This window comes from Gleimia sp. 6138-11-ORH1 (assembly GCF_024814355.1).
Taxonomy (GTDB): domain Bacteria; phylum Actinomycetota; class Actinomycetes; order Actinomycetales; family Actinomycetaceae; genus Gleimia.
On record NZ_JANUXV010000002.1, the window covers coordinates 34864 to 60465 of the forward strand.

The 25602-nt window shown below is 52.2% G+C and carries 21 protein-coding genes; 5 read left to right on the plus strand and 16 right to left on the minus strand.

What is annotated here, in order from left to right:
• The first annotated feature begins 17 nt into the window (after positions 1-17).
• The 3 genes from NXS08_RS03790 (at position 18) to NXS08_RS03800 (ending at position 10526) form a co-directional block, all read left to right on the plus strand.
• On the plus strand, positions 18-9278 hold the full coding sequence (locus tag NXS08_RS03790) for a type I polyketide synthase (RefSeq protein WP_259137475.1): 9261 nt from the start codon (positions 18-20) through the stop codon (positions 9276-9278).
• A gap of 128 nt (positions 9279-9406) precedes the next feature.
• On the plus strand, positions 9407-9907 hold the full coding sequence (locus NXS08_RS03795; protein WP_259137478.1) for a holo-ACP synthase: 501 nt from the start codon (positions 9407-9409) through the stop codon (positions 9905-9907).
• A gap of 7 nt (positions 9908-9914) precedes the next feature.
• Positions 9915-10526, plus strand: a complete 612-nt coding sequence (locus NXS08_RS03800; protein WP_259137479.1) for a biotin transporter BioY — start codon at positions 9915-9917, stop codon at positions 10524-10526.
• A gap of 123 nt (positions 10527-10649) precedes the next feature.
• On the opposite strand, the gene rpsQ is transcribed toward NXS08_RS03800, so the two are convergent.
• The 11 genes from rpsQ to rpsJ are packed head-to-tail and all read right to left on the minus strand — an operon-like array spanning position 10650 to position 15891.
• Complete coding sequence (gene rpsQ, locus NXS08_RS03805; RefSeq protein WP_259137481.1) at positions 10650-10919, minus strand: 30S ribosomal protein S17; 270 nt, start codon at positions 10917-10919, stop codon at positions 10650-10652.
• A gap of 5 nt (positions 10920-10924) precedes the next feature.
• Positions 10925-11155 carry a 50S ribosomal protein L29 gene (gene rpmC, locus NXS08_RS03810; RefSeq protein WP_259137483.1) on the minus strand — a complete coding sequence of 77 codons (231 nt, stop codon included), beginning with the start codon at positions 11153-11155 and terminating at the stop codon, positions 10925-10927.
• A complete protein-coding gene (gene rplP, locus NXS08_RS03815) occupies positions 11155-11574 on the minus strand; it encodes a 50S ribosomal protein L16 (protein WP_259137485.1) in 420 nt (139 codons plus the stop codon). Before rplP ends, rpmC begins: the two co-directional genes overlap by 1 nt.
• Positions 11575-11576: 2 nt before the next feature.
• Positions 11577-12395 (minus strand): 30S ribosomal protein S3, encoded by an 819-nt coding sequence (gene rpsC, locus NXS08_RS03820; protein WP_259137487.1) that lies wholly within the window; start codon positions 12393-12395, stop codon positions 11577-11579.
• A complete protein-coding gene (rplV, locus tag NXS08_RS03825; protein ID WP_259137489.1) occupies positions 12395-12763 on the minus strand; it encodes a 50S ribosomal protein L22 in 369 nt (122 codons plus the stop codon). The genes rpsC and rplV overlap by 1 nt, the downstream gene beginning before the upstream one ends.
• Before the next feature lie 42 nt (positions 12764-12805).
• Positions 12806-13087, minus strand: coding sequence for a 30S ribosomal protein S19 (gene rpsS, locus NXS08_RS03830; protein ID WP_259137491.1), 282 nt, complete (start codon positions 13085-13087; stop codon positions 12806-12808).
• A 15-nt stretch (positions 13088-13102) separates the two neighbouring features.
• Positions 13103-13939: a 50S ribosomal protein L2 gene (rplB, locus tag NXS08_RS03835; RefSeq protein WP_259137493.1), complete on the minus strand. Its 837-nt coding sequence runs from the start codon at positions 13937-13939 to the stop codon at positions 13103-13105.
• Between the two features lie 23 nt (positions 13940-13962).
• On the minus strand, positions 13963-14265 hold the full coding sequence (gene rplW / locus NXS08_RS03840; protein ID WP_259137495.1) for a 50S ribosomal protein L23: 303 nt from the start codon (positions 14263-14265) through the stop codon (positions 13963-13965).
• Complete coding sequence (rplD, locus tag NXS08_RS03845) at positions 14262-14900, minus strand: 50S ribosomal protein L4 (protein ID WP_259137497.1); 639 nt, start codon at positions 14898-14900, stop codon at positions 14262-14264. Before rplD ends, rplW begins: the two co-directional genes overlap by 4 nt.
• Before the next feature lie 2 nt (positions 14901-14902).
• Positions 14903-15568 (minus strand): 50S ribosomal protein L3, encoded by a 666-nt coding sequence (gene rplC / locus NXS08_RS03850; protein ID WP_259137499.1) that lies wholly within the window; start codon positions 15566-15568, stop codon positions 14903-14905.
• A gap of 14 nt (positions 15569-15582) precedes the next feature.
• The gene (gene rpsJ / locus NXS08_RS03855; RefSeq protein ID WP_259137501.1) at positions 15583-15891 is read right to left on the minus strand and encodes a 30S ribosomal protein S10; all 309 of its coding nucleotides are present in this window, start codon (positions 15889-15891) and stop codon (positions 15583-15585) included.
• 393 nt (positions 15892-16284) lie between these two features.
• On the opposite strand from rpsJ, the gene NXS08_RS03860 reads away from it, so the two are divergent.
• Complete coding sequence (locus tag NXS08_RS03860; RefSeq protein ID WP_259137503.1) at positions 16285-16542, plus strand: hypothetical protein; 258 nt, start codon at positions 16285-16287, stop codon at positions 16540-16542.
• A gap of 172 nt (positions 16543-16714) precedes the next feature.
• Here NXS08_RS03860 and tuf read toward each other — a convergent pair whose 3' ends face one another.
• From tuf to rpsL, 4 genes are all read right to left on the minus strand, one after another.
• Complete coding sequence (gene tuf, locus NXS08_RS03865; protein WP_259137505.1) at positions 16715-17902, minus strand: elongation factor Tu; 1188 nt, start codon at positions 17900-17902, stop codon at positions 16715-16717.
• A gap of 247 nt (positions 17903-18149) precedes the next feature.
• Positions 18150-20267 (minus strand): elongation factor G, encoded by a 2118-nt coding sequence (fusA, locus tag NXS08_RS03870; RefSeq protein ID WP_259137507.1) that lies wholly within the window; start codon positions 20265-20267, stop codon positions 18150-18152.
• A 42-nt stretch (positions 20268-20309) separates the two neighbouring features.
• Positions 20310-20780 (minus strand): 30S ribosomal protein S7, encoded by a 471-nt coding sequence (gene rpsG, locus NXS08_RS03875; protein WP_259137510.1) that lies wholly within the window; start codon positions 20778-20780, stop codon positions 20310-20312.
• On the minus strand, positions 20780-21154 hold the full coding sequence (gene rpsL, locus NXS08_RS03880; protein WP_259137513.1) for a 30S ribosomal protein S12: 375 nt from the start codon (positions 21152-21154) through the stop codon (positions 20780-20782). Before rpsL ends, rpsG begins: the two co-directional genes overlap by 1 nt.
• A gap of 359 nt (positions 21155-21513) precedes the next feature.
• On the opposite strand from rpsL, the gene NXS08_RS03885 reads away from it, so the two are divergent.
• Positions 21514-21675 (plus strand): hypothetical protein, encoded by a 162-nt coding sequence (locus NXS08_RS03885; RefSeq protein ID WP_259137516.1) that lies wholly within the window; start codon positions 21514-21516, stop codon positions 21673-21675.
• A 3-nt stretch (positions 21676-21678) separates the two neighbouring features.
• On the opposite strand, the gene NXS08_RS03890 is transcribed toward NXS08_RS03885, so the two are convergent.
• Complete coding sequence (locus NXS08_RS03890) at positions 21679-25590, minus strand: DNA-directed RNA polymerase subunit beta' (protein WP_259137519.1); 3912 nt, start codon at positions 25588-25590, stop codon at positions 21679-21681.
• Positions 25591-25602 lie beyond the last annotated feature (12 nt).

Here is a 25602-nt window from a genome sequence, read left to right on the forward strand (position 1 = left end):
CAGAAAGAACTTTTAAAATGACTGTTAATAAGACGTACCCAACCTTACGACAGGTTCCACTTACCTTGGTTTTTGCCGGTCAAGCAAGTGGCTGGGAAAAAGTAATCGCCCAAGCAGTAGAAGCTGGGCACGGAACCTACTTACATTCCCTACTGCAAGAGGCACGAGTTTTACTTGCACCACTGGCGAAGGAAGTTGCCACGGCGGTTACCGGAGCCAGCCAACGGTTGGAAGAACTGGTTACAGAAGTAAAACCTACTACCTCAGTAATTGACATTACTCCCGCAGTTTCCATGCCAGCGATCACCCTAACTCAGATTGCTCTAGTAGAAGAACTGGTTGCCTCTGGGATTTCAGTAAGCGAAACTCAAGTAATCGGACATTCTCAGGGTGCTTTGGGGGCAGATATTATCGCCGCCTACCAGCAGGACTCCCCTGCTCTTCGCCAACAGGAGCTAGCGAAAGTAGTCGCCCAATCCCTGCTGCTAGGCACAGCTTTAGCAACTTCATTACGCCAGGTTTCCCCTGAAAATACCGCTTCACAAATGCTCAGCGTCCGCGGACTTTGTGAAACTGCGATCCGCGAAGGCTTAACCCAGATTAACCAGCTAACCAGCTATCCAGTTAGCCTTGCGGTTAAAAATAATAGTCGCCATTTCATTCTCTCTGGCACCACCGAAGATTTAACAGTGGCTCGTAACTTCTTCAACACTGAAGTAACCGCCCACAATGAGAAAATCACCGCAAAGTTAAAAGGCGGTTCCCTCTTACAACCAATCTGGGATGAACTTCCCGTCGCAGCGCCTTTCCACAATGAGCTTTTAGCTGAAGCGAAAAACTTGGTGACTAACTGGGCGCAAAAATTAGCTGCAGCTGCGGTACTTCCTAATCTGGAAAATGCGGCGCAGGCTCTTTTCCTTGACCACTTCGACTGGGTACAGACTGTGAGTGAAGCAACTGCTTCTAAAGAACGTGTTTTACTTTGCTTGGGGCCTGGTAAAACTGTCCTAAATCTGGTGACGCCTTTAGTTGAAGGTAAGGGACTGGTAGTTGTCGATGGGACTGACTTTGACGCCCTCGATAAAATTTTAATTCCCGGAGCTGCCCTGCCTGCGCCCACAGTTTCCTGGGATCGTTTTACTCCGCAGCTGCTTGAACTTCCCAGCGGTGAAGTAGTTGTCGAAACTGCTTTTACAAAACTCACTGGTAACTCACCGATCATTTTGGCAGGCATGACCCCAACCACGGTGAATGCTGACATTGTTGCCGCTGCAGCGAACGCTGGTTTCTGGGCGGAAATGGCTGGGGGCGGACAGTACTCTGCCGAAGTATTTGAGAAGAATAAAGCTGATTTAGTGTCTCAGCTTGAACCGGGTCGCTCTGCGCAGTTTAACTCCATGTTCTTTGACCGCTATATGTGGAACCTGCAGTTTGGGGCGCAGCGAATCGTCTCTAAAGCCCGTTTAGCCGGCGCTCCAATCAACGGGGTAACTGTTTCAGCGGGTATTCCAGAAGTCGAAGAAGCCACTCAGCTGCTAGATGATTTAACTGCGGACGGTTTCCCCTATGTCTGTTTCAAACCTGGAACCGTAGAACAGATCCACAACGTTTTGAAAATTGCGGCGGCTAACCAGCATCGTAAAATCATTATGCAAGTTGAAGATGGGCACGCGGGCGGACACCACTCTTGGGAAAACCTAGATGACCTGCTGATTGCTACTTACGCGCAGATTCGTAAACATGAGAATGTGATTTTGCTTGTTGGAGGTGGGATTGGAACCCCGCAGCTAGCTGCTCACTATCTGCTGGGGATTTGGTCTGAAGCTGCTACCGGTGTGCGGATGCCCGTAGATGGAATTTTGGTGGGCACTGCGGCGATGGTCGCTAAAGAAGCTAAGACTTCCCCCGCTGTGAAACAACTGCTGGTGGATACCCCGGGGATTACCCTTGCTCAGCAAGGTGGCTGGGTTGGTAAAGGACAGCTTGCCGGGGGAATGACCTCTGGCCTGTCGCACCTCCACGCGGACTTATATGAGGTGGCTAATGATTCAGCGGCTTGTTCTAAACTTTTAGCTGAAGTTGGCTCAGATATTAGTGAGATTAACTCACGCCGTGCAGAGATTATTGCGGCTTTGAATAAGACTGCCAAACCTTACTTTGGGGAAGTTACTGAAATGACTTACGCGCAGTGGGCGCAACGAGTTGTTGATTTAGCTTTCCCCTGGGCTGATCCTACTTGGTCGGATCGTTTCTTTGACCTGTTACAGCGGATTGAAGCGCGTCTGCACCCTGCTGATAAGGGTGAGATTGAAACCCTTTTTGCTTCCGTGGAAGCGGTTGAAGATGGGCCAGCTGCGTTAGAGAAACTCCTGGCTGCCTACCCGAGCGCACACACTACCATGGTGGGTGCAAAGGACGCGGCTTGGTTTATCCGCCTGTGCCGCAAGCACCATAAGCCATTTCCTTTCGTGCCGGTAATTGACGCTGATGTGGCGCGCTGGTGGGGGTTAGATACTCTCTGGCAGTCTCAGGATGCGCGTTACCCAGCTGAGTCGGTGCGGATTATCGCTGGCCCAGTTTCCGTGGCGGGGATTACTGAAGTAGATGAGCCGATTGCTCACCTCTTGGGCCGGTTCGAATCTGCTTGCGTAGCTTCGCAACTTTCCGAGGGCGCCGCCGCTAAGCCCGTATTTTCCAGATTGTCCTCTGCCGCAGATGCCTATAGTTTCTTACGCGGAGCACCGCACTTGGTGTGGAATGGGCATCTTATTGATAACCCGGCACATACTTTAGCTGAAGAAGCTTGTTCGATTGTGGAAACTGAGGCTGGGTTTGAGCTGGTAATTAACTGTGACACTTACTGGGATGATTTGCCTGAGCCGCATCCTTACGCGGTGAAGCATGTGCGGATTCCAGTGGATCTTCCTGACTCCACCTATACGGGGGCTTCTCCGGTCGTTTCACGCGAACGCCTCCCTGAAGCTGTTTACGAACTGTTAGCGGGGGTTGCTGGAATTGGCGCGCAGTCAGTTGGGGGCGACCAGTTGCAGGCTTTGCCTTTGGTAACTAAAGCCGGTGAAGTGACTCCTGATGGAGTAGCTGCCCACCTGCCTTTCGGGACAGTTTCTGACGTGGTTTCCCTTAACCCGCAGATGTTTGCTACCCATTTTGCCGCTACCGGGCAAAGAGCAGCCGCAGGAAATGAAACCCAGTTAGATAGGCTTCCAAATGCGTTAGCTGATGCGCTGGTAGGGCCATGTTGGCCAAGCATTTATGCGGCTTTAGGTTCAGCTCATCTACCTGATGGTTACCCGGTTATTGAGGGTCTTTTGAACGCGGTTCATTTGGATCACTGCGTGAGTTTAGAAGCTCCTTTAGAGGAGATAGTAAAGTACTCGCGTCTGCTGGTTCGTACCCATACTTCAGAGTTAGAAGAATCTTCCTCTGGCCGGATTGTAAGTGTGAATGTGGCTTTATATGCTCCCGCTGATGAAAATTCCACTCAGGTAGGGGAACTTTTGGTCACTATGTTGGAGCGTTTCGCTATCCGCGGGCGGATTACTTCTGCGGCTACTCCTTCTGCAGCAGCAGGTTGGGGTGGGAAGATTAGTGATGTTGCAGCTACCCCACGGAAGTTTATTCGCCGGGCACTGGTAAAAGCCCCTGCTGATATGACTGCGTTTGCGATTGCTTCTGGCGACTACAATCCGATCCACACTTCAGAGCGAGCTGCTGGATTAGTGAGCTTAGCCGCACCTTTGGTGCATGGAATGTGGCTGTCTGCTACTGCCCAAGCTGTTGCTTTAGCTGGTTTAGGTAAAGATGAAGTTGCTTCCTTACAAGGTTGGAGCTATTCCATGTACGGAATGGTGCAGCTTGAGGATGAAGTTGAGATTATCGTTGAACGGGTGGGTAAGCGTTTTGGAGCTGCCGGGCTTGAAGTTACCTGCCGAATCGGTGAAAATGTTGTTTCTCGCGCCACTGCTTTACTTGCTGCCCCTCGGGTTGCTTACGTTTACCCGGGGCAGGGAATTCAAAGCGTCGGCATGGGCGCTGCAGATCGTGTGAAAAGTGCAGCTGCTAAAGCTGTGTGGGAACGGGCTGATGCCTACACTCTTTCAGCACTCGGTTTTAGTATTCGCCAAATCGTTGAGCAAAATCCCACGGAAATTACTGTGAAGGGAACGGTTCTGCGTCATCCGCAGGGGGTTTTGAATCTAACCCAGTTCACCCAGGTAGCTTTAGCGGTAGTTGCCTACGCTCAGACCGCGCGTTTAGCTGAAGAGGGTGCGTTAGTGCCCGGAGCTATCTATGCGGGACACTCTTTAGGTGAGTACACTGCGTTAGCTTCCTGTGCGAATATCTTCGATTTAGAAGCTGTGATTGCTGTTGTTTATTCCCGTGGTTCTGCGATGCACACGCTGGTACCGCGTGACGCACAGGGGCGTTCCAACTATCGACTGGGAGCGCTTCGTCCGGATCAGTGCGGAGTGAGCGCTACGGAAGTGGTTGATTTCGTCGCTAAAGTCGCGCAAGAAAGTAATGAGTTCTTGCAGATTGTTAATTTCAACTTAGCGGGACAACAGTATGCGGTGGCTGGCACTGTGCGTGGTTTAGAAGCCTTGGAAGCTGCTGCATTGGAAGCTGCTAACGCAGTAGGTGGGAAGCGTCCTTTCATGACGATTCCGGGAATTGACGTTCCTTTCCATTCCTCAGTCCTCCGTGATGGGGTGCAGGCTTTTGCTCAAACCTTAGATGAAACTCTCCCCGCTGAGATTGATGTTGAGGCTTTAGTGGGCCGGTATATTCCGAACCTGGTGGCGCAGCCTTTTGCGCTTACTCGCCAGTTCGCGCAAGCGATTTTGGATACGGTTCCTGCCGTTGCGTTAGAAGATCTCTTAGCTGAGGGCGATAAGTTTGAACAGTTGGCTGAAAATGAGCCTGGTCGTTTAGCGCGGATTCTTCTGCTTGAGTTACTTTCTTGGCAGTTCGCGTCTCCGGTGCGTTGGATTGAAACCCAAGACTTGCTGCTTAAAGCAAAGCAGCTGGGTGGCCTGGAAGTTTCCCAGATTATCGAGGTCGGTTTAGCTTCAGCGCCTACTTTAGCTAACCTGGCGACAAAGACGCTTAACCTGCCGGCCTACCAGTTAGCTAAAGTGGTGGTGCGTAACGTAGAGCGTGATGAAGCTAGCGTTTATGCCTCGGATGCTTTAGCTGTTCCAGCGCGTGAAATAGCTGCTGCAGATATGGACTTAGATACTACTAGTGTCAGTGAGGATGCTTCTTCACAAGCAGCTTCTGAAGCTACCTCAGCAGCAGAAACTGCGCCGACTGTGGAAGAAACCCCAAGTGCCCCATCTGCTCCAGCCTCCGGTGGAACTGGTTCCGCTTTGGCGGCGCCCTCGGATATTAACTTCGACCCGGAAGCTGCTTTACTAACTCTCATTGCCCTCCAGACCAAGCTGCGCTTGGAACAAATCGGAGCAACTGATACTGCGGATTCCATTACCAACGGGGTTTCTTCTCGCCGTAACCAGCTGCTTATGGATATGGCAGCTGAGCTGGGAGTTCCCTCTTTGGATGGGGCAGCTGAAGCTGATATTGCCACCATCTGCCAGCGCGCTAATCAAGCAGCCCCAACCTATCAGCCATTCGGTTCTGTGCTGGGTGAACTGGTGCGCGCTAAACTGCGTCCGCTAGTTGCCGGAGTGGGTTTGAAACCAACTGCCGTAGCGGAACGGATCAGCGAAGTTTGGAAGCTGCCTGCTTCGTGGATTTGCCCGGTTGAAGCACAAATCGTGTTAGAAACTCGCGTGGGGGAATCGGTTCGCGGCGGAACCTTAGGGACTTTGGCGGAACTTCCAACTGGTTCTAAAGCGCAAGTCTTTGAGCTGATTGACGCCGCCGTACAGCAGGTAGCTAATCGACAGGGGGTTTCTGTAGCCAAAGCCGGCGGAGGATCTGCCGGAGGAACTGCCGTAGTAGATTCACAGGCGCTGAATGCTTTTGCGGAACAAGTTACTGGAGAATCTGGGGTTTTAGCGGCGATCGCTAACACGATTGCGACTAAACTCGGTTTGCAACCAACTGAAGCTCCGGTCGAGTCGGAAGATTTCTCTGCTTTAGTAACTGCTGTAGAAGCCGAGTTAGGGCCTAAGTGGCTGCAGTCAGTCACCCCCGCATTTACGAACGAGAAAGTGGTTCTCTTTGATGACCGTTGGGCAGTAGCCCGCGAAGAACTGGCTCGGGCCGGCGCACAAAAACAAGCGGTTGATCCGCAGCGGTTTACCGGTTTAGGTGAGACAGTTGCGCGGCACGCTTCCTGGTGGGCAAAGTGCACTGCAGGGGAAGTTAGTGAAGCCTTTGCGGCTGCCTCCGCCTGCGCTGCAACCGAGTTCACGGGACGCTACCGCGGAGAAATAGCGTTAGTTACCGGTGCTTCTCCTGGTTCGATCGCCTACTCTGTTGTGGAGTCTTTGCTGGCTGAGGGCGCTACCGTGGTGATGACTACTTCGCGTTTAACTCCTACGCGCGTGGATTTAGCGCGCCAGCTCTACGCTAACCACGCGGCAGCTGGTTCAGCCCTGTATGTTGTGGAAGCGAACCTATCATCTTTCCGCGATGTGGATGCGGTAGTCGATTGGATTTCCACTGAGCAAACTCAAACGCGTGGTAACCAAACTGTAGTTACCAAACCAGCGTTACTGCCGACTTTAGTATTCCCCTTCGCTGCACCGAGCGTATATGGGTCTTTAGCTGACGTAGGTGGTGTAGCTGAAGCTCAGGCACGCCTGTTGCTGTGGAGCGTTGAGCGTTTAATCGCTAAGTTAGCTGAGCGGATTGTTAATACGGTTAATGCTCCGCGAGCGCATATTGTGCTCCCGGGTTCCCCTAACCGTGGTACTTTCGGCGGAGACGGCGCTTATGGTGAAGTTAAGGCTGCTTTTGACGCGATTTTGAATAAGTGGCAGGCTGAATCCGGTTGGGTTAATGGGGTTACTTTAGCGCAAGCTCGGATTGGTTGGGTGCGCGGTACTCATCTGATGGGGGGTAATGACGCGTTAGTTCCTGCCGCTCAGGCCGCTGGGATTCATGTTTATACTCCGGCGGAGATCACGCGGGAACTGCTGGCCCTGTGTTCTGAGGAAGCTAAAGTAGCTGCTTTGGAAGCTCCTTTGGATGTTGATTTAACCGGTGGTTTAGCTACCGCACAGGTTTCTTTGCCGGAGCTTGCGAAAACTGTGCAAGCTCAGCAAAGTCAGAGTGTTGCCAACGCCTTAGCTGGGGAAGAGACGTTCATTAGGGCGCTTCCGAATGTGCCGTCACGGACACTGCCAGCTTCGGTGCCTTTGGGTGAGGTGACTGCTTCACTGGAGGACATGGTGGTAGTTGTAGGTGCTGGTGAAGTGAGTGCCTGGGGTTCTGCTCGGACTCGGTTAGAAGCAGAGTTAGGGATTGAACGCGATGGTTCTGTTGCTTTAACGGCGGCGGGAGTTTTGGAACTTGCTTGGATGATGGGGTTGGTTTCTTGGAATGAAGATCCTGCTCCGGGCTGGTATGACGCTAAGGGTAGTGAAGTTCCGGAAGAGTTAATCTTTGAGCGTTTCCACGATGAGGTTGTGGCTCGTTGCGGGGTGCGTTCGTTCCCGAATGATTCCACTCTTATCGAGGGCGGTTCAAATGACGTGGCGACCATCTACCTGGATAAGGAAATTACTTTCACCGTTGATTCTGAAACTGAAGCGTTAGAGTATCAGTTGGCTGATCCTGCTACACAGATTGCTAATGTGGCTGGTGAGTGGCAGGTAACTAAGCCGGCTGGGACTGTTGCGCGGGTTCCTAAGCGAGCTACTTTGTCTCGTACCGTAGGGGGCGCGCTGCCTACTGGTTTTAATCCTGCTAACTGGGGTATTCCCGCTAACATGGTTGATTCTTTGGATCGGATTGCGGTTTGGAATCTGGTTACCACCGTTGATGCTTTCCTTTCGTCTGGTTTTACGCCAGCGGAGTTGTTGCAGGCTATTCACCCGTTGGATGTGGCTTCTACGCAGGGCACTGGCATTGGGGGGATGGAGTCTTTGCGACAGGTATTCCTTTCTCGGTTCTTGGGTGAGGATCGGCCGCAGGATATTTTGCAAGAAGCGCTTCCAAATGTGGTCGCCGCTCACGTTATGCAAGCCTATGTGGGTGGTTACGGGGCGATGATTCACCCGGTGGCTGCCTGTGCGACTGCTGCTGTTTCGATTGAAGAAGCGGTTGATAAGATTCGAGTTGGTAAAGCCCAATTCGTTGTTGCCGGTGGGATTGATGATATCTCAGTTGAGTCTCTAACTGGCTTTGGTGATATGAATGCTACGGCTCATTCACAGCAGATGGCTGATAAGGGCATTTTGGAGCGCTTCTACTCGCGCGCTAATGATCGTCGCCGAGGCGGGTTCGTTGAAGCTGCTGGCGGTGGCACGGTGCTTTTGGCTCGCGGTGACGTGGCAGCTCAGTTGGGTCTTCCGGTTTTGGCGGTTGTAGCGCATGCGGCTTCATATTCTGATGGGGCGCATACTTCGATTCCGGCTCCGGGGATTGGGGCTTTGGGGGCTGCTCGTGGAGGGAGCCAGTCACCTTTGGCTCGTTCATTGCGTTCGCTTGGTTTAACTCCTGACGATGTTAGGGTGATTTCTAAGCACGATACTTCTACGAATGCGAATGATCCTAATGAGTCAGAGTTGCATACGCGCCTGTGGCCGGCGATTGGTCGGAGCGTAGGCAATCCGCTGTTTGTGATTAGTCAGAAGTCTCTTACCGGACACGCGAAAGGTGGGGCTGCTCTGTTCCAGGTAGCTGGTTTGCTTGAGGTGCTTGCCTCTGGTGTGATTCCGGGTAACGCTGCTTTGGATTGTGTTGATCCTGAGATTGCTCCGAAGGCAACTGACTTAGTTTGGTTGCGGACGCCTTTAGCGTTAGGGGTAGGCAGTGTTAAAGCTGCGGCGCTTACTTCGCTTGGTTTTGGGCACGTGGCTGCCTTGGTGGTTTTGGCCCATAGCAGTGCTTTCGAGGTCGCTTTGGCTCAGGCTGGATTTGATGTGGAAGTTTGGCGTCAGCAAGCTAATGCCCGCTTGAATGCGGGAGTGCGCCGTTTAGAAGCGGGTATGTTAGGGCGTGCTGCCCTCTACGAACAACCTGCTTCCCGTCGTCTCCCCGCAGTAGATGCACACGGGGCAGAAGTGAGTCTGCTACTGAATGCAGAAACTCGTTTAGGTGCTGACGGAGTTTACCCGCTGTAGTGAATGTTGGGTGGGGTTTGGATTTATCTGAACCCTACCCAACCTTCTATTCTTTGTCCGGTTCGATAAGTTAGTTTCACCTACAGTTTTTTAGCTTGTGGGTGTTGTGATTAGGTTGGTAAATGGGTATGGGTGAGGACTTTTCTGGCAGTGAGGCGCCTCAGTTTGGAAACTTATTTGCGGTTCCGGCGCAGGCGGTAGGGGCTGATTTGGTGCATATTCCTGCTTTTGCTTTGCAGTGCCAACAGCCTGGTTCTGCTTTCACGAAAGTTTTTTCTCGAGCAGAGTTAAGGTGGGCGCATCGTAACTGTCAGCAGGATCCATTTTCAGCTGCTGAGGAGCATTTGTGGGCTCCTCATTTGGCGGTGCGTTGGGCGGCCCGTGAAGCCTTTATCAAAGCCTGGTCTAACTTTCTTTATGCTCAGCCTCCCGTGTTGGCTGATGACCCAAGCCTTTTTCGCTCCATCACCGTAGTTTCCGATCTGTGGAATCGGCCGGCAATAAAAATCTCTGGGAAAGTGGCGGAGGCTTTCGGGCTTTCTTGTCCGCAAATGTCTCCCCTACTTTCCCTCTCCCATGAAAATGAATATGCGCTGGCGGTAGTTACGTTGGCGTCACAACAGAAATGAGAAAAATATGAGTGTTGTGTTGGATAAGCAAATCTCTGGAGTGTTAGCTGATCGTTTAAGTGTCGGCAAACCTCAGCTTATTACTGATACTGGTTTAGTTTTGGCTGGTGCTTTACTGGTGGGAATTTTGGCGCAAGTGTCGATTCCGCTGTGGCCGGTACCAATTACTGGGCAGACTTTAGGTGTTAGTTTAGTGGGGGTAGCCCTGGGGGCTCGTCGTGGGGCGCTCTCTTTAGCTACCTACGCGTTACTTGGCGTCGCTGGGGTACCTTGGTTTGCAAACTTTGGGGGCGGGCCAGCTTACTTGTTGAAGCCGTCTTTTGGGTACATTTTAGGGTTCATTGCGGTAGCTTGGCTGGTTGGTTATTTTGCTGAACGCGGCTGGGATCGGACTGTGTTGCGCAGTTTCTTCATGTTCTTTGGTACGTCTTTAGTGATTTTCTTCGTGGGCGTACATTATTTGTGGATGGCTTTGAACGTTACGGGAGTATCTACGGGCTACTTACAGGCGTGGATGGTGGGTTTTGTTCCCTTCCTCATCGGTGACGTGATCAAGTGTGCGATTGCGGCTGGTTTGGCTCCTGCCGCGTGGAAGTTAGTTAATCACACTAACCAGTAGTCCCTTAATCTAATGATTTGCGCTCCTGTAGGGTAGCTTCCAGGTCGCTAGATTTACTGATAGGGGAAGCCCCCACCGGATTATCCGGTGGGGGCTTCCTGGTGTCTTTAGAAGATGGTTCGATCACTTAGCGCGTTCGATAACCTCTACTACACGCCAGCGCTTGGTGGCGGATAGTGGACGGGTTTCCATGATCAGAACGTAGTCGCCTACGTGAACATCATTGTGTTCATCGTGTGCCTTAACTTTGTTCTTACGGGTCATAACCTTGCCGTATAGAGGGTGCTTTACGCGGTCCTCTAGTTCGACAACAACGGTCTTATCCATCTTGTCAGATACAACGTAGCCGCGACGAACTTTACGTTCGTTACGTACTGCAGTGGTGTCAGTCACTTGGCTCACTCCTTGGTGTTAGGGGCGGTGCGGATGCCAAGCTCACGTTCACGCGCCACGGTGTAGATACGTGCGATTTCAGCACGCACGGCATGCATGCGGCCGTGGTCTTCCAGCTGGCCCAGTGCCTTAGAGAAACGCAGGTTGAATAGTTCAGCCTTAGCCTTTTCTAGTGCCTTTGCAAGCTGCGCGTCATCCATCTTGTCGAGCGGTGCAGTCTTCTTGTCTTTAGCCATCAGTTGTCACCACCCTCTCGGACTACGAATCGGGTCTTCATGGGGAGCTTGTGCTGTGCACGGCGCATAGCTTCGCGAGCTACGTCTTCTGGCACGCCCTTCAGCTCGAACATGATCCGACCCGGCTTAACATTTGCGATCCAGAATTCTGGAGCACCCTTACCAGCACCCATACGGGTTTCTGCTGGTTTTTTGGTCAGTGGGTGGTCTGGGAAGATGTTGATCCAGACCTTACCGCCACGACGAATGTAACGGGTCATTGCGATACGAGCAGCTTCAATCTGACGGTTGGTGATGTAGGCTGGTTCCAGAGCCTGGATACCGTAATCACCGAAGTTGATTTCGAAGCCACCTTTTGCCATACCACTGCGGGTAGGACGGTGCGGTTTGCGGTACTTAGTCCGCCTTGGGATAAGCACGGCTAGGCCTCCGTTCCGTTAGATTCAGCTGGAGCAGCAGCTTCTTCAGCTACTGGTGCTTCAGCTGGAGTGTTCTTCTGCTGTTCGTTGCGACGACCTCCACGGCGGCCACCTCCACGGCGTTCGCCGCGACGTGCGCCTCCACGATTGCCAGCTTCTAGTTGTTGCTGAGCGAATTCACGTTCGGTAACGTCACCCTTGTAGATCCAAACCTTCACGCCGATACGACCGAAGGTGGTCTTAGCTTCGAAGGTACCGTAGTCGATATTTGCACGTAGGGTGTGCAATGGTACGCGACCTTCACGGTAGAACTCTGCGCGGGACATTTCTGCGCCGCCGAGACGACCGGAACACTGTACACGAATACCCTTTGCACCGGCGCGCATTGCGGACTGCATTGCTTTACGCATTGCGCGGCGGAAGGAAACACGAGCGGAGAGCTGTTCAGCAATCCCCTGTGCTACGAGCTTCGCGTCAAGTTCTGGGTTCTTAACTTCGATGATCTTAAGCTGTACCTGCTTGCCGGTCAGCTTTTCAAGCTGGATGCGTAGACGGTCAGCTTCTGCGCCGCGGCGACCGATAACGATGCCTGGGCGAGCTGCGTAGAGGTCAACGCGAACCCGGTGGGTGGTACGTTCGATTTGGATACGAGCAACACCGGCACGTTCCAAGGTTTCGTTCAGAAGTTTGCGGATTGCAACGTCTTCTGCAACGTAGTCACTGTAGCGCTGTCCAACTGTGGTGGAGTCAGCGAACCAGCGGGAGCGGTGCTCGGTGGTGATACCGAGACGGAACCCGGTGGGATTTACTTTTTGACCCATTACCGGCCTTCCTTCCCATTGTCCTTAGTGCCTACCACTAGAGTGATGTGGCTCGTACGCTTGAGGATCTGAGAGGCGCGTCCCTGTGCACGAGGGCGGAAACGCTTCATAGTTGGACCTTCGTTTACGTAGGCTTCAACTACAAAGAGATCTTCTACGCGGAGGGTTTCTCCGGCGCGAGATGCCTTTTCCTGTGCGTTAGCAACAGCGCTCATCAGAATTTTGCGGACATCAACGGCAACTGCCTGCGGTGCGAACTGCAGTAAGTCGGCTGCCGCTAGTACGCTCAGGTTGCGAACTTCGTTCACAACACGGCGTGCCTTCATTGGCGTGACGCGAACAAACCGCGCCTGTGCCTTGGCTTCCATATTTACCTGCCTTACTTCCTATAGCCTCGTAAGTGCGGCGCCTCAGCGGCGACGGCCCTTACGGTCTTCTTTCACGTGGCTACGGAAGTTGCGGGTTGGAGCAAACTCACCGAGTTTGTGGCCAACCATTGATTCCGTAACGAAGACTGGCACGTGCTTACGTCCGTCGTGCACCGCGAAGGTGTGTCCCAGGAAATCTGGGGTAATGACGGAGCGACGAGACCAAGTCTTGATGACATTCTTAGTACCCGCTTCGTTCTGAGCGTCCACCTTTTTCTGTAGGTGGTCGTCTACGAATGGGCCTTTTTTCAGACTGCGTGGCATATTCTAGCTCCCCTATCAGCGCTTCTTGCCAGTCCGGCGACGACGCACAATGAGCTTGTCGCTAGGCTTGTTTGGACGACGGGTACGGCCTTCAGGCTTACCCCATGGCGATACTGGGTGACGACCACCAGAAGTACGGCCTTCACCACCACCGTGTGGGTGGTCAACCGGGTTCATAGCAACACCACGTACGTGTGGGCGACGACCCTTCCAGCGCATACGACCTGCTTTACCCCAGTTAATGTTGGACTGCTCTGCGTTGCCAACTTCACCTACGGTTGCACGGCAGGTAACTTCAACGTTGCGGATTTCGCCAGATGGCATACGCAACTGAGCGAAGCGTCCTTCACGAGCAACAAGCTGCACTGAAGTACCTGCAGAACGGGCGATCTTTGCGCCGCCACCAGGCTTGAGTTCAACTGCGTGCACAACGGTACCAACTGGAATGTTGCGTAGTGGCAGGTTGTTACCTGGCTTGATGTCTGCAGCTGGGCCGGATTCTACCAGGTCACCCTGGTTCAGTTTGGCCGGTGCTAGAATGTAACGCTTGGTGCCGTCTGCGAAGTGGAGCAGCGCGATACGAGCGGTACGGTTTGGATCGTACTCGATGTGTGCAACAGTTGCTGGTACACCATCTTTGTCATGACGACGGAAGTCGATCATACGGTAGGCGCGCTTGTGGCCGCCACCACGGTGACGAGCGGTAACGCGACCGTTCGAGTTACGACCACCAGTTTTGGTCAGTGGACGCACTAGGGACTTTTCTGGGGTGGAACGAGTAATTTCCACGAAGTCCGCTACGGATGCGCCACGACGACCTGGTGTCGTTGGCTTTAATTTACGAATTCCCATTGTTTTCCTCTATTCTCCGGTTCTCAGGCAAGATCGCCGAAGATGTCGATGGTGCCTTCGCTTACGGTGACAATGGCGCGCTTGGTCGACTTACGCTGACCAATTCCGTTCCGAGTGCGGTAACGCTTGCCCTGTCGATTCTGCGTCGCTACGTGAGAAACCTTTACTCCAAAGATTGCTTCAATTGCGAGGCGGATTTCAGTCTTGTTGGAGCGTGGATCTACCAGGAAGGTGTACTTCCCCATGTCCATCAGTCCGGAAGACTTTTCGGTAATAACCGGTGCGAGGATGATGTCGCGTGGGTTCTTTGCCTTTTCGAGACTCACTTGTTGTCCTCCTTAGCTGACAGGAAGGTTTCCAGTGCTGCCTTGGTGAAGACCACATTTTCAGAGCGCATTACATCGTAGGTGTTGAGCTGGTCAACGAATAGTACGTGTACCTGAGGTAGGTTACGTACGGATAGTACTGCGGTTTCTTCATCGCGGTTAACCACGATCAGCGCGTTGCGCAGAGCGCAAATGCCTTCAATCAGTTTACGTGCAGCCTTGGTGGATGGCTTATCGCCTTCGACCAGAGCGGATACGACGTGGATACGTTCGTTGCGTGCACGATCAGACAGTGCGCCGTAGAGGGCGCCAGCCTTCATCTTCTTAGGAGTGCGCTGGCTGTAGTCACGTGGCTGTGGGCCATGTACTACGCCACCACCAGCGAACTGTGGTGCACGGATGGAACCTTGACGTGCCCGACCGGTACCCTTTTGGCGGTAAGGCTTACGTCCACCACCGGAAACCATTGCACGAGTCTTCGTAGCGTGGGTACCTTGGCGTGCAGCTGCAAGCTGAGCTACTACAACCTGGTGGATTAGAGATACGTTGGTTTCAGCGTCAAAGTATTCTGCAGGCAGTTCAACAGTGCCAGCAGCTTTGCCGTTAACTCCGGTGATTTTTACATTCGCGGACATAATCACGCACCTTTCACGGAGTTACGAACCAGTACAACTGCGTTCTTTGGACCAGGAATAGCGCCGTGAATCAGAAGTAGACCCTTTTCTGCATCAACTGCGAAAATGTTCAGGTTCTGTACGGTACGCTTTACGTTGCCCATGCGACCTGCCATGCGAACGCCCTTAAATACGCGTCCTGGGGTTGCACAAGCACCGATGGAGCCTGGCTTACGGTGGTTGCGGTGTGCACCGTGAGATGCTGGAGCACCGCCAAAGCCGTGACGCTTCATAACGCCAGCAAAGCCTTTACCCTTAGTGTTTCCAGATACGTCGACCTTATCGCCAGCTTCAAATACGGAGGCAAGTAGTTCCTGCCCGAGTTCGAAAGCGTCTACTTCGGAAGTGCGAACTTCAACGAGGTGACGGCGTGGCGCAACGCCTGCCTTTTCAAAGTGTCCAGCCAATGGCTTGGTAATACGGCGAGCATCTACCTCGCCAAAACCGATCTGTGCGGCAGTGTAGCCGTCTGCTTCTTCGGTGCGCACCTGCGTTACGACGTTGGTGCCCACCTGCACAACCGTTACTGGGACGACGCGACCGTCTTTGTCCCATACCTGGGTCATGCCGAGCTTGCGACCGAGAAGCGCCTTAACTGGCGCAACCGCATGCTTGGTGTCTTTAGTCATTTTTACAGGTTTCCTCAGAGTTTGATATCGATTTTTACATCCGCTGGAAGGTCTAGGCGACGCAAAGCATCAACTGCCTTCGGAGTCGGATCGATAATGTCAATGAGACGCTTGTGTGTGCGCATCTCGAAATGTTCGCGGCTGTCCTTGTACTTGTGTGGCGAACGAATAACAACGAAAACGTTCTTTTCCGTTGGTAGTGGCACTGGGCCTACTACAGTTGCGCCTGCACGCTGTACAGTCTCGACGATCATACGCGCCGAGCTGTCGATGACCTCGTGGTCATAGGACTTCAGCCGGATGCGGATCTTCTGTCCCGCCATACCGTCTTACCTCTCTTAACTTGACCGGACACCCGCACTCGGGCGTGTCGCACTAAGCATTACCAAAATGCAGACTATTCCCTCGTGAAATATCCGATCTATTTGAACAACTTGGAGCAGATTGCCCCTTTTGATACACCCAACCTCTGGATGATCATTTCTGCTTGGTAGCAATACTCCCACCAAGACAACTACTCTAGTTTGCCATGAATGAAGAGATTTTCCAAGTGGGTTAAGGAAATCTCCGCTGTGAATCAGCTCGCGTTCCCCCATTGACTCCCCAAGCCAATCCGCCGAAGAGGAAAATTTCTAATACTCCATACCTGCATCTGTGATGCACTTTACAGGTAAGATAGAAATACCACCCCTTTAGTTTTTGAAAGGAGTGTAAAAATGAAAAAATATTTTGTTTTTTGGCTATTGTTCCCAATCTTGGGCGCGGTGGCAGCGGGGCTGGTTTCTTCGTACCTAGACTCAACGCTGAGGCTAACACTTACCACAGGCTTCATCACCGGAGCGATTCTTTACTTTTTAGGGTATCTAATTGCTTGGCAAGATGAACGCTTCAAACGGATGGAAGTATTCACGATTTTTTCAGCTTTCGTAATGATGCTTCTCACCGCGATTGTGATTTGGAATGTCTGTTGTTAATTCTTCAGCCGCAACTCTAAGACTTATCCAGATGAGATACCTCTGTGACCTAGGATAGTTTTAGAATCTTCCTTATAAGGCAACTAAATTAGTTATTACCCATTTACATAAAGTTGTTCCCCCAAGAAAACCTTGGGGGAACAACTTTTAAGTAGATAACTTAGAAGTTAGCTTACTTGATGATTTCGGTTACACGACCGGAACCAACGGTACGTCCACCTTCACGGATAGCGAAGCCGAGGCCTGCTTCCATAGCGATCGGCTGAATCAGCTGAACGGTGATTTCGGTGGTGTCACCAGGCATAACCATTTCGCGGCCTTCTGGCAGTTCGATGATGCCGGTAACGTCGGTGGTACGGAAGTAGAACTGTGGGCGGTAGTTGGAGAAGAATGGCTTGTGACGGCCGCCTTCTTCCTTCTTCAGGATGTAAACCTGGCCCTTGAAGTCGGTGTGTGGGGTGATGGAGCCTGGAACAGCTACAACCTGGCCACGTTCAACTTCGTCACGCTTGGTGCCACGCAGCAACAGACCACAGTTTTCGCCTGCCTGTGCGTAGTCCATCTGCTTGTGGAACATTTCGATACCGGTAACGGTGGTCTTCTGTGGTTCACGAATACCGAGGATTTCAACTTCGGAGTTGATGTTCAAGGTACCGCGTTCTGCACGACCGGTAACAACGGTGCCACGACCGGTGATGGTGAACACGTCTTCGATTGGCATCAAGAATGGCTTGTCCAAGTCGCGTTCTGGGGTAGGAATGTAGGAATCAACGGTGTCCATCAGTTCCTTGATCTTTGCGCCCCATTCTGCGTCGCCTTCAAGCGCCTTCAGAGCGGATACGCGGATGATTGGAGCATCTTCGTCGAAGTTCTGGGAAACCAGCAGTTCGCGGATTTCTTCTTCAACTAGTTCCAGCATGTCTTCGTCGTCAACAACATCGGACTTGTTAAGTGCAACCAAGATCTTTGGAACGCCAACCTGGCGTGCCAACAGAACGTGTTCGCGAGTCTGAGCCATTGGGCCGTCAGTAGCAGCAACAACCAAAATTGCGCCGTCCATCTGTGCAGCACCGGTGATCATGTTCTTAACGTAGTCAGCGTGGCCTGGAGCGTCGATGTGTGCGTAGTGACGTTCTTCAGTCTGGTATTCAACGTGGGAAACGTTAATGGTAATACCACGTTCACGTTCTTCTGGTGCGTTGTCTACCTGATCGAATGGGGTGTATTCGTTCAGTTCTGGGTAAACGTCGTGCAGAACCTTGGTGATTGCTGCAGTCAGAGTGGTTTTACCGTGGTCAACGTGACCGATGGTACCGATGTTTACGTGTGGTTTAGTACGTTCGAACTTGGCCTTAGCCACTTGGTCCTCCTGGACTTGGGTAGATGATATTCAGCCTTTGGCTACTAATAGATTAGCACCAGAGTGAATACCACGCTACAGGGTTTTCTCTTAGTGTGTGCGTTTTAACGCGAATAATATTCCCGAGGGCGGTTTGTAAAATCCCTCAATTAAGAGGCTAACTCTATATTAAAGGGCAACTTACCGCCCTCGGAAATATCGAAAAACTCTGTTTGGAAGCCACCTGACTCCCGCGCAGAAAACGGGATCAGGCGCCCGTAGCCTTGCCGATTACCTCGTCAGCAACTGCGCGAGGAACTTCGGCGTAGCTGTCGAACTGCATTGAGTAAACAGCGCGACCCTGGGTCTTGGAACGCAAGTCACCCACATAACCGAACATTTCGGAAAGTGGAACCTGCGCACGGACAACCTTAATGCCATGTGCATCATCCATGGACTGGATCATGCCACGACGAGAGTTCAGGTCACCGATTACGTCACCCATGTATTCTTCTGGGGTACGTACTTCAACGGCCATGATTGGTTCAAGAAGAACTGGGTTAGCCTTCTTAGCACCTTCACGGAATACCATTGCACCGGCAATCTTGAACGCCATTTCAGAGGAGTCAACATCGTGGTAAGCGCCATCCATCAGCGTTGCCTTGATGCCAACCATTGGGTAGCCTGCTAACACGCCATTTTGCATTGCATCCTGGATACCCAGGTCTACAGATGGAATGTATTCGCGTGGAACGCGGCCACCGGTAACTTCATTTGCGAATTCGTAGGTGTTTTCGCCTTCTACTTCAAGAGGCTCAAACTTACACAGAACCTTCGCGAACTGACCGGAACCACCGGTCTGCTTCTTGTGGGTGTATTCAACCTTTTCCACAGTCTTGCGGATGGTTTCGCGGTAAGCAACCTGTGGTTTACCAACGTTTGCTTCCACCTTGAATTCACGACGCATACGGTCAACTAGCACGTCCAGGTGAAGTTCACCCATACCACCGATAACAGTCTGACCGGTTTCGTCATCTAGCTTCACAGAGAAGGTTGGATCTTCTTCGGCAAGCTTCTGAATAGCGGTGGATAGTTTTTCCTGGTCGGCCTTGGATTTTGGTTCAATAGCCACGTGGATAACTGGATCTGGGAAGGTCATAGATTCCAAGATAACTGGTGCTTCTGGAGCACACAGGGTATCACCGGTGGTTACGTCCTTTAGACCAATGAATGCGTAGATGTGACCTGCGTGTGCAACTTCAACTGGGTTTTCCTTGTTGGAGTGCATCTGGAACATCTTACCGATACGTTCTTTCTTACCCTTGGTGGAGTTAATCACCTGAGTACCGGAATCAACGGAACCGGAGTAAACGCGAATGTAGGTAAGTTTACCGAAGAATGGGTGTACCGCAATCTTGAAAGCAAGCGCTGCAAATGGAGCGTCTTCAGAGATTGCACGGGTAACCACTTCTTCTTCGTTGTTGGGCAGGTGGCCTTCAACTGCAGGTACGTCCAGTGGGGATGGCAGGTAAGCGATTACGCCATCCAGCATTGGCTGTACACCCTTGTTCTTGAAAGCAGAGCCACAGAATACCGGGTAGATTTCAGAAGCAATGGTGCGCTTGCGGATACCTTCTTGGATCTGTTCAATGGTGAGTTCACCATTTTCCAAGTATGCGTCCATCAGTTCGTCAGTTGCTTCAGCGGCAGCTTCAACCAGTTCTTCACGGTAGGCTTCTGCCTGGTCCTGGAGGTCAGCTGGGATTTCAGCGTATTCCAAAACTGCACCGTTAGTTGGGTTGCCCTTTTCATCGGTTTCTGGGAAGTAGATAGCACGCTGGTTGAGCACGTCTACTACGCCCTTGAAATCAACTTCAGCGCCGATTGGCATAGCCATCACAACTGGAGTTGCGTGGAGGCGTTCACGAATGGTCTTTACAGAGAATTCGAAGTCAGCGCCCAGTTTGTCCATCTTGTTGATGAAACAAATACGAGGCACGTTGTACTTGTCTGCCTGACGCCATACGGTTTCGGACTGTGGTTCTACACCTTCTTTACCGTCGAACACTGCAACAGCACCGTCAAGCACGCGCAGAGAGCGTTCAACTTCAACGGTAAAGTCAACGTGTCCAGGGGTGTCGATGATGTTGATCTGGTTGTTGTCCCAGTAACAGGTGGTTGCTGCGGAGGTAATGGTGATACCGCGTTCCTTTTCCTGTTCCATCCAGTCCATGGTGCCAGCACCATCGTGGGTTTCGCCCAGTTTGTAGTTAATACCGGTGTAGAACAAAATACGTTCTGACACAGTGGTCTTACCAGCATCGATGTGTGCCATGATGCCGATGTTGCGGACCTTCTTTAGGTCGGTAAGCACTTCGAGTGCCACGTTCTTTTCCTTCGCTCTTAGGTTTGCTTAGGACCGCGGTGATTACCAGCGGTAGTGAGCGAAAGCCTTGTTGGATTCCGCCATCTTGTGCATATCTTCACGACGCTTACATGCTGCACCCAAGCCATTGGATGCGTCAATGATTTCGTTCATGAGACGTTCGGTCATGGTGTGTTCGCGACGCTGACGGGAGTAGTCAACGAGCCAGCGCAGTGCCAAAGTGGTGGCGCGAGCTGGGCGAACTTCAACTGGAACCTGGTAGGTTGCGCCACCCACACGGCGGGAGCGAACTTCCAGGGTTGGGCGGATGTTGTCCAGAGCGCGCTTTAGCACGGTTACTGGATCCTGTTCAGTTTTCTTAGCAACGCCTTCGAGCGCACCGTAAACAATGCGTTCTGCAACGGACTTTTTACCGTCGAGTAGGACGCGGTTAACTAGCTGAGAAACTACCTTGGAGCCGTATACTGGATCATCTACCAGTGGGCGCTTGGGAGCTGGGCCTTTACGTGGCATTACTTCTTCTCCTTCTTAGCACCGTAGTGGGAACGTCCCTGCTGGCGGTTACGAACACCCTGGGTGTCGAGTGCGCCACGGATAATGCGGTAACGCACACCTGGCAAGTCCTTTACACGACCACCGCGCACTAGCACGATGGAGTGTTCTTGCAGGTTGTGGCCTTCGCCTGGGATGTAAGCGGTTACTTCAACACCGGATGAAAGGCGCACACGAGCAACCTTACGCAGTGCGGAGTTTGGCTTCTTAGGGGTGGTGGTGTACACACGGGTGCAAACACCGCGACGCTGAGGGCTTCCCTTCAACGCTGGGGTGGCTGCCTTCGCGCGCTTGGTGCTACGTCCTTTACGCACCAACTGCTGAATAGTAGGCACTATCTCTCCATACTTTCGATCTTTTATCTTCAGTCTTCGCGACGCCGGTTTGAGAGGTACTAGGTTCGTACCCTCCCCCATTCGGACATACTGGTGTCCGTCAGGGGCCGGTGCGCCATGACGATTCGCAAGCAAGTGCGATTCGGAGAATAACGCCCGGAGCTCCGACGGTTACATCAAGGAGCCCGATCGAGGTTCTACAAGAGTCTCGAGATACCCGGCGACGCGGGTACCGCAATCAAGTTTACAGAGTTTTAGGCTGCATAACAATACCAGGTCACTCCCCGAGCCGGTTAGCTAAGCCACACTTTTGTTGGCAAAAGCTCAGCCAGTTCAGTTCCCCCCAGTTTTAGATTCAGGTGGCTTACTCCACTTCCCTGAGTTTACTTCCCGAGGGCGTCCTCGGACGAAATAGTAACTGCCCCGCACCGCTGCCCGCACTTTCCCACCTAAATGCCGATAAACCTAATCCGGCGCACCCACCTCAAGGGGTGAATGCGCCGGATTTCAGTTCTTTTTAAGCGTTAGAATTCGCCATTAAAGAATGCGGAGCTAAAATCAATGCTCTCTAAAGAGGCAAGGAAATCTTCATCAACTTCTCCGGAAACAAAATCTGCTTCAGAGTAGTTTGAAGCCGCCATAGCCTCAGCAGTTGGTTCAACCCGAATATCGTTGTAACGAGCCAAACCGGTACCAGCTGGAATGAGCTTACCAAGGATAACGTTTTCCTTCAGACCAATCAGCGGATCAGACTTGCCGCTAAGCGCAGCTTCAGTCAAGATCTTGGTGGTTTCTTGGAAGGAAGCCGCAGCCAACCATGAATCGGTTGCCAAGGACGCCTTAGTAATACCCATTAGCTCAGGACGGCCTGCCGCTGGGCGGCCACCTTCAGCTACAGTAGCTCGGTTGACGCGCTTGAACTCAATCTCGTCAACTAACTGACCGGGGAGCAAGTTAGTGTCGCCCGGATCATCCAGTACAGTTACTCGACGGAGCATTTGGCGCACAATCACTTCAATATGCTTAGAGTGAATGTCTACACCCTGGGAACGGTACACTTCCTGCACTTCGTTCACCAGCTGGCGTTGAGTTTCTGACTTGTTGCGGATACGGAGCATCTTCTTAGGATCGATACGACCGGCAGTCAGAGCAGTACCCACCGCAACGTGTTCACCGTCGGCAACTAGCAGTTCTTGACGGCGGGAAACTTCCAGCACCAAATCAGCTTCAGCGTCATCACGAACGATAACGATCTTCCGGTTAGTAGGATCGGTGTCATCGATCTTAACGCGTCCAGCTGCTTCAGCCATCAAAGCCTCACCCTTTGGAGTACGGGCTTCGAAAAGTTCCTGCACACGAGGCAGACCCTGGGTAATGTCAGCTGCGGAAGCTGCACCACCGGTGTGGAAGGTACGCATGGTTAGCTGCGTACCAGGTTCACCAATGGACTGAGCGGCAATAATACCTACAGCTTCACCGATGTCTACTCGTTTACCAGTTGCCAAAGAGCGACCGTAACAAGCAGCACAGGTACCCACAGCAGATTCACAAGATAGTACAGAACGTACCTTAATCTCGGTGATTCCTGCGTCTACCAGCTCGCGAATGAGAACGTCACCCACATCTGCTCCGGCTTTCGCAACTACCTCACCCGCAGCGTTCTTAGCATCTGCTGCCAAGGTACGGGCGTAGGCGGTGGTTTCAACCGTGTCTAACTGAACGGCTTTACCGTTTGAATCCAGTTCAGCGATTTGCATAAGCAGGCCACGGCGAGTACCACAGTCAGCTTCGTGAACGATTACGTCCTGAGAGACGTCCACTAGACGACGAGTCAAGTAACCGGAGTCAGCGGTACGCAACGCGGTATCGGCCAAGCCTTTACGCGCACCGTGAGTTGCGATGAAGTATTCCAAAACGGAAAGACCTTCACGGTAGTTTGACTTAATTGGACGTTCGATCAGCTTCTGCTTCGGGTCAGACACCAGACCACGCATACCGGCAACCTGACGGATCTGATCCCAGTTACCACGTGCTCCGGAAGAAACCATCCGGTAGAGGGTGTTACGTTCGGGGAAGGCAGATTCCATGGTGGTAGCAACTTCCTTAGTAGCTGCAGTCCAGGTTTCTACCAGACCGTTGTAACGTTCTTCTGCGGTGATCAAACCGGTTTCAAAGTCGGCTTGAATCTTCGCGGCTTCTTCTTCGTACTTAGCTAAGATTTCTGGCTTAGAATCTGGGCTCACAATATCTGGGAAAGCAATGGTGATGCCCGACCAGGTAGACCAGTAGAAACCGGCAGATTTAAGGGCGTCTAGTGATTCAGCGACCAGCACCTTCGGGTACAGTTCAGCCAAATCATTAACAATCTTACCCAGCTTCTTCTTATCAACCACTGCTTCTACGTATGGGTATTCCACCGGAAGCTGTTCGTTGAAGATAGCCCGACCTAGAGAGGTTTCCAACTCTACCGGCTGTCCCGGTTCCCAACCTTCTGGGGCTTCCCAGTCGGCAGGAGGAACAATCCCCTCCAGGCGAATCCGTGCCCGCGCGTTCAAATGCAGGTAGCCGCGGTCAAAAGCCATAATGGCTTCGGCCATGGAAGTGTAACGAGGAACAACTGGGTTTCCTTCATTATCCTTCGCAACTTCCACATTTGGATCGGGGTTAGAGGTCAGGTGGAATAGACCAATAATCATGTCCTGAGATGGCATGGTTACTGGGCGTCCGTCAGATGGCTTCAGAATGTTATTGGAAGAAAGCATCAAAATGCGTGCTTCTGCCTGAGCTTCTGCTCCCAGTGGGAGGTGAACTGCCATCTGGTCACCGTCGAAGTCTGCGTTGAACGCACCACAAACCAGTGGGTGTAGCTGAATAGCTTTACCTTCAATCAGCTGTGGTTCGAATGCCTGAATACCTAAACGGTGCAGGGTTGGTGCACGGTTAAGCAGAACTGGGTGTTCGCGAATTACTTCGTCCAATACGTCCCAAACCTCTGGGCGGGAACGATCTACCTTACGCTGGGCAGCCTTGATATTTTGCGCGAACTTCTTTTCGATCAGACGTTTCATCACGAAAGGCTTGAACAGTTCCAGAGCCATCTGCTTAGGCAGACCACACTGGTGCAGTTTCAGCTGCGGGCCAACCACAATCACTGAACGGCCAGAGTAGTCTACACGCTTACCTAATAGGTTTTGACGGAAACGACCCTGCTTACCCTTGAGCATGTCAGAAATAGACTTCAGTGGGCGGTTACCTGGACCGGCAACTGCGCGTCCACGACGCCCATTGTCAAAGAGTGCGTCTACAGATTCTTGTAGCATCCGCTTTTCGTTATTGACAATGATTTCTGGAGCGTTTAGCTCCAGCAGGCGCTTCAAACGGTTGTTGCGGTTGATAACGCGACGGTAAAGGTCATTCAAGTCAGAAGTCGCAAAGCGACCGCCGTCTAGCTGTACCATTGGGCGCAAATCTGGTGGAATCACCGGAATTGCATCCAGTACCATGGCTTCAGGTACGTTATCGGTAGTGAGGAAGGCATTGACTACCTTCAGACGTTTTAAGGCGCGAGTCTTACGCTGCCCGGTTCCGGTGTTGATAATTTCGCGTAGCGCGTCTGCTTCTGCTTCGAGGTCGAAGTTCTTCAGACGTTCTTGAATCGCGGCAGCACCCATGGATCCCTTGAAGTAGATACCGTAACGGGATTGGAGTTCGCGGAAGATTAGTTCGTCACCTTCTAAGTCACCAACTTTTAGTTCGCGGAACTTATCCCACACGTTTTCTAAACGTTCGATACGCATTTCCCAGTTACGACGTACCGCAGTAATATCGCGTTCTGCCGTGCGTCGTTCCCGGTCGCGGGTTTCCTGCTTCGTGCCCTTTGCTTCCATTTCAGCTAGGCGGGTTTCTAATGCTTCCGCCAAAGCGTTAATTTCTGCATCGCGGCGAGCTTCCATCCGCTTGCGTTCTACTTCAAGCTCGTTGCTGAGGGTCTGCAGGTCTTCTCGACGAGCTTCTTCATCAACGGAAGTAATCATGTAGGCAGCAAAGTAGATAACCTTTTCCAGGTCTTTTGGTGCCAGGTCTAGGAGGTATCCCAGACGTGAAGGAACGCCCTTGAAGTACCAGATGTGGGTTACTGGGGTGGCTAGTTCAATGTGTCCCATACGTTCACGACGTACGTCAGCACGAGAGATTTCCACTCCACAGCGTTCACAAACGATCCCTTTAAAGCGAACTCGCTTGTACTTGCCACAAGCACATTCCCAGTCACGGGTGGGGCCGAAGATACGTTCACAGAACAGACCTTCTTTTTCTGGCTTGAGGGTACGGTAGTTAATAGTTTCCGGCTTTTTTACTTCGCCGTGGCTCCAGGCGCGTACATCGTCGGCAGTTGCCAGTCCAATGTGGAGCTTGTCAAACGCATTTGCATCAATCACAGTAGTTGCTCC

Excerpts from the sequence above, each read along its gene's own strand:
- rplC (WP_259137499.1), bottom strand. The coding sequence starts at position 15,568 with ATGACTAAAGACACCAAGCATGCGGTTGCGCCAGTTAAGGCGCTTCTC.
- NXS08_RS03790 (WP_259137475.1), top strand. The coding sequence starts at position 18 with ATGACTGTTAATAAGACGTACCCAACCTTACGACAGGTTCCACTTACC.
- rplV (WP_259137489.1), bottom strand. The coding sequence starts at position 12,763 with ATGGAAGCCAAGGCACAGGCGCGGTTTGTTCGCGTCACGCCAATGAAG.
- NXS08_RS03800 (WP_259137479.1), top strand. The coding sequence starts at position 9,915 with ATGAGTGTTGTGTTGGATAAGCAAATCTCTGGAGTGTTAGCTGATCGT.
- NXS08_RS03795 (WP_259137478.1), top strand. The coding sequence starts at position 9,407 with ATGGGTGAGGACTTTTCTGGCAGTGAGGCGCCTCAGTTTGGAAACTTA.
- rpsC (WP_259137487.1), bottom strand. The coding sequence starts at position 12,395 with ATGGGTCAAAAAGTAAATCCCACCGGGTTCCGTCTCGGTATCACCACC.
- NXS08_RS03860 (WP_259137503.1), top strand. The coding sequence starts at position 16,285 with ATGAAAAAATATTTTGTTTTTTGGCTATTGTTCCCAATCTTGGGCGCG.
- rpmC (WP_259137483.1), bottom strand. The coding sequence starts at position 11,155 with ATGGCTAAAGACAAGAAGACTGCACCGCTCGACAAGATGGATGACGCG.
- rplD (WP_259137497.1), bottom strand. The coding sequence starts at position 14,900 with ATGTCCGCGAATGTAAAAATCACCGGAGTTAACGGCAAAGCTGCTGGC.
- rplB (WP_259137493.1), bottom strand. The coding sequence starts at position 13,939 with ATGGGAATTCGTAAATTAAAGCCAACGACACCAGGTCGTCGTGGCGCA.
- rpsS (WP_259137491.1), bottom strand. The coding sequence starts at position 13,087 with ATGCCACGCAGTCTGAAAAAAGGCCCATTCGTAGACGACCACCTACAG.
- rpsJ (WP_259137501.1), bottom strand. The coding sequence starts at position 15,891 with ATGGCGGGACAGAAGATCCGCATCCGGCTGAAGTCCTATGACCACGAG.
- rpsG (WP_259137510.1), bottom strand. The coding sequence starts at position 20,780 with ATGCCACGTAAAGGCCCAGCTCCCAAGCGCCCACTGGTAGATGATCCA.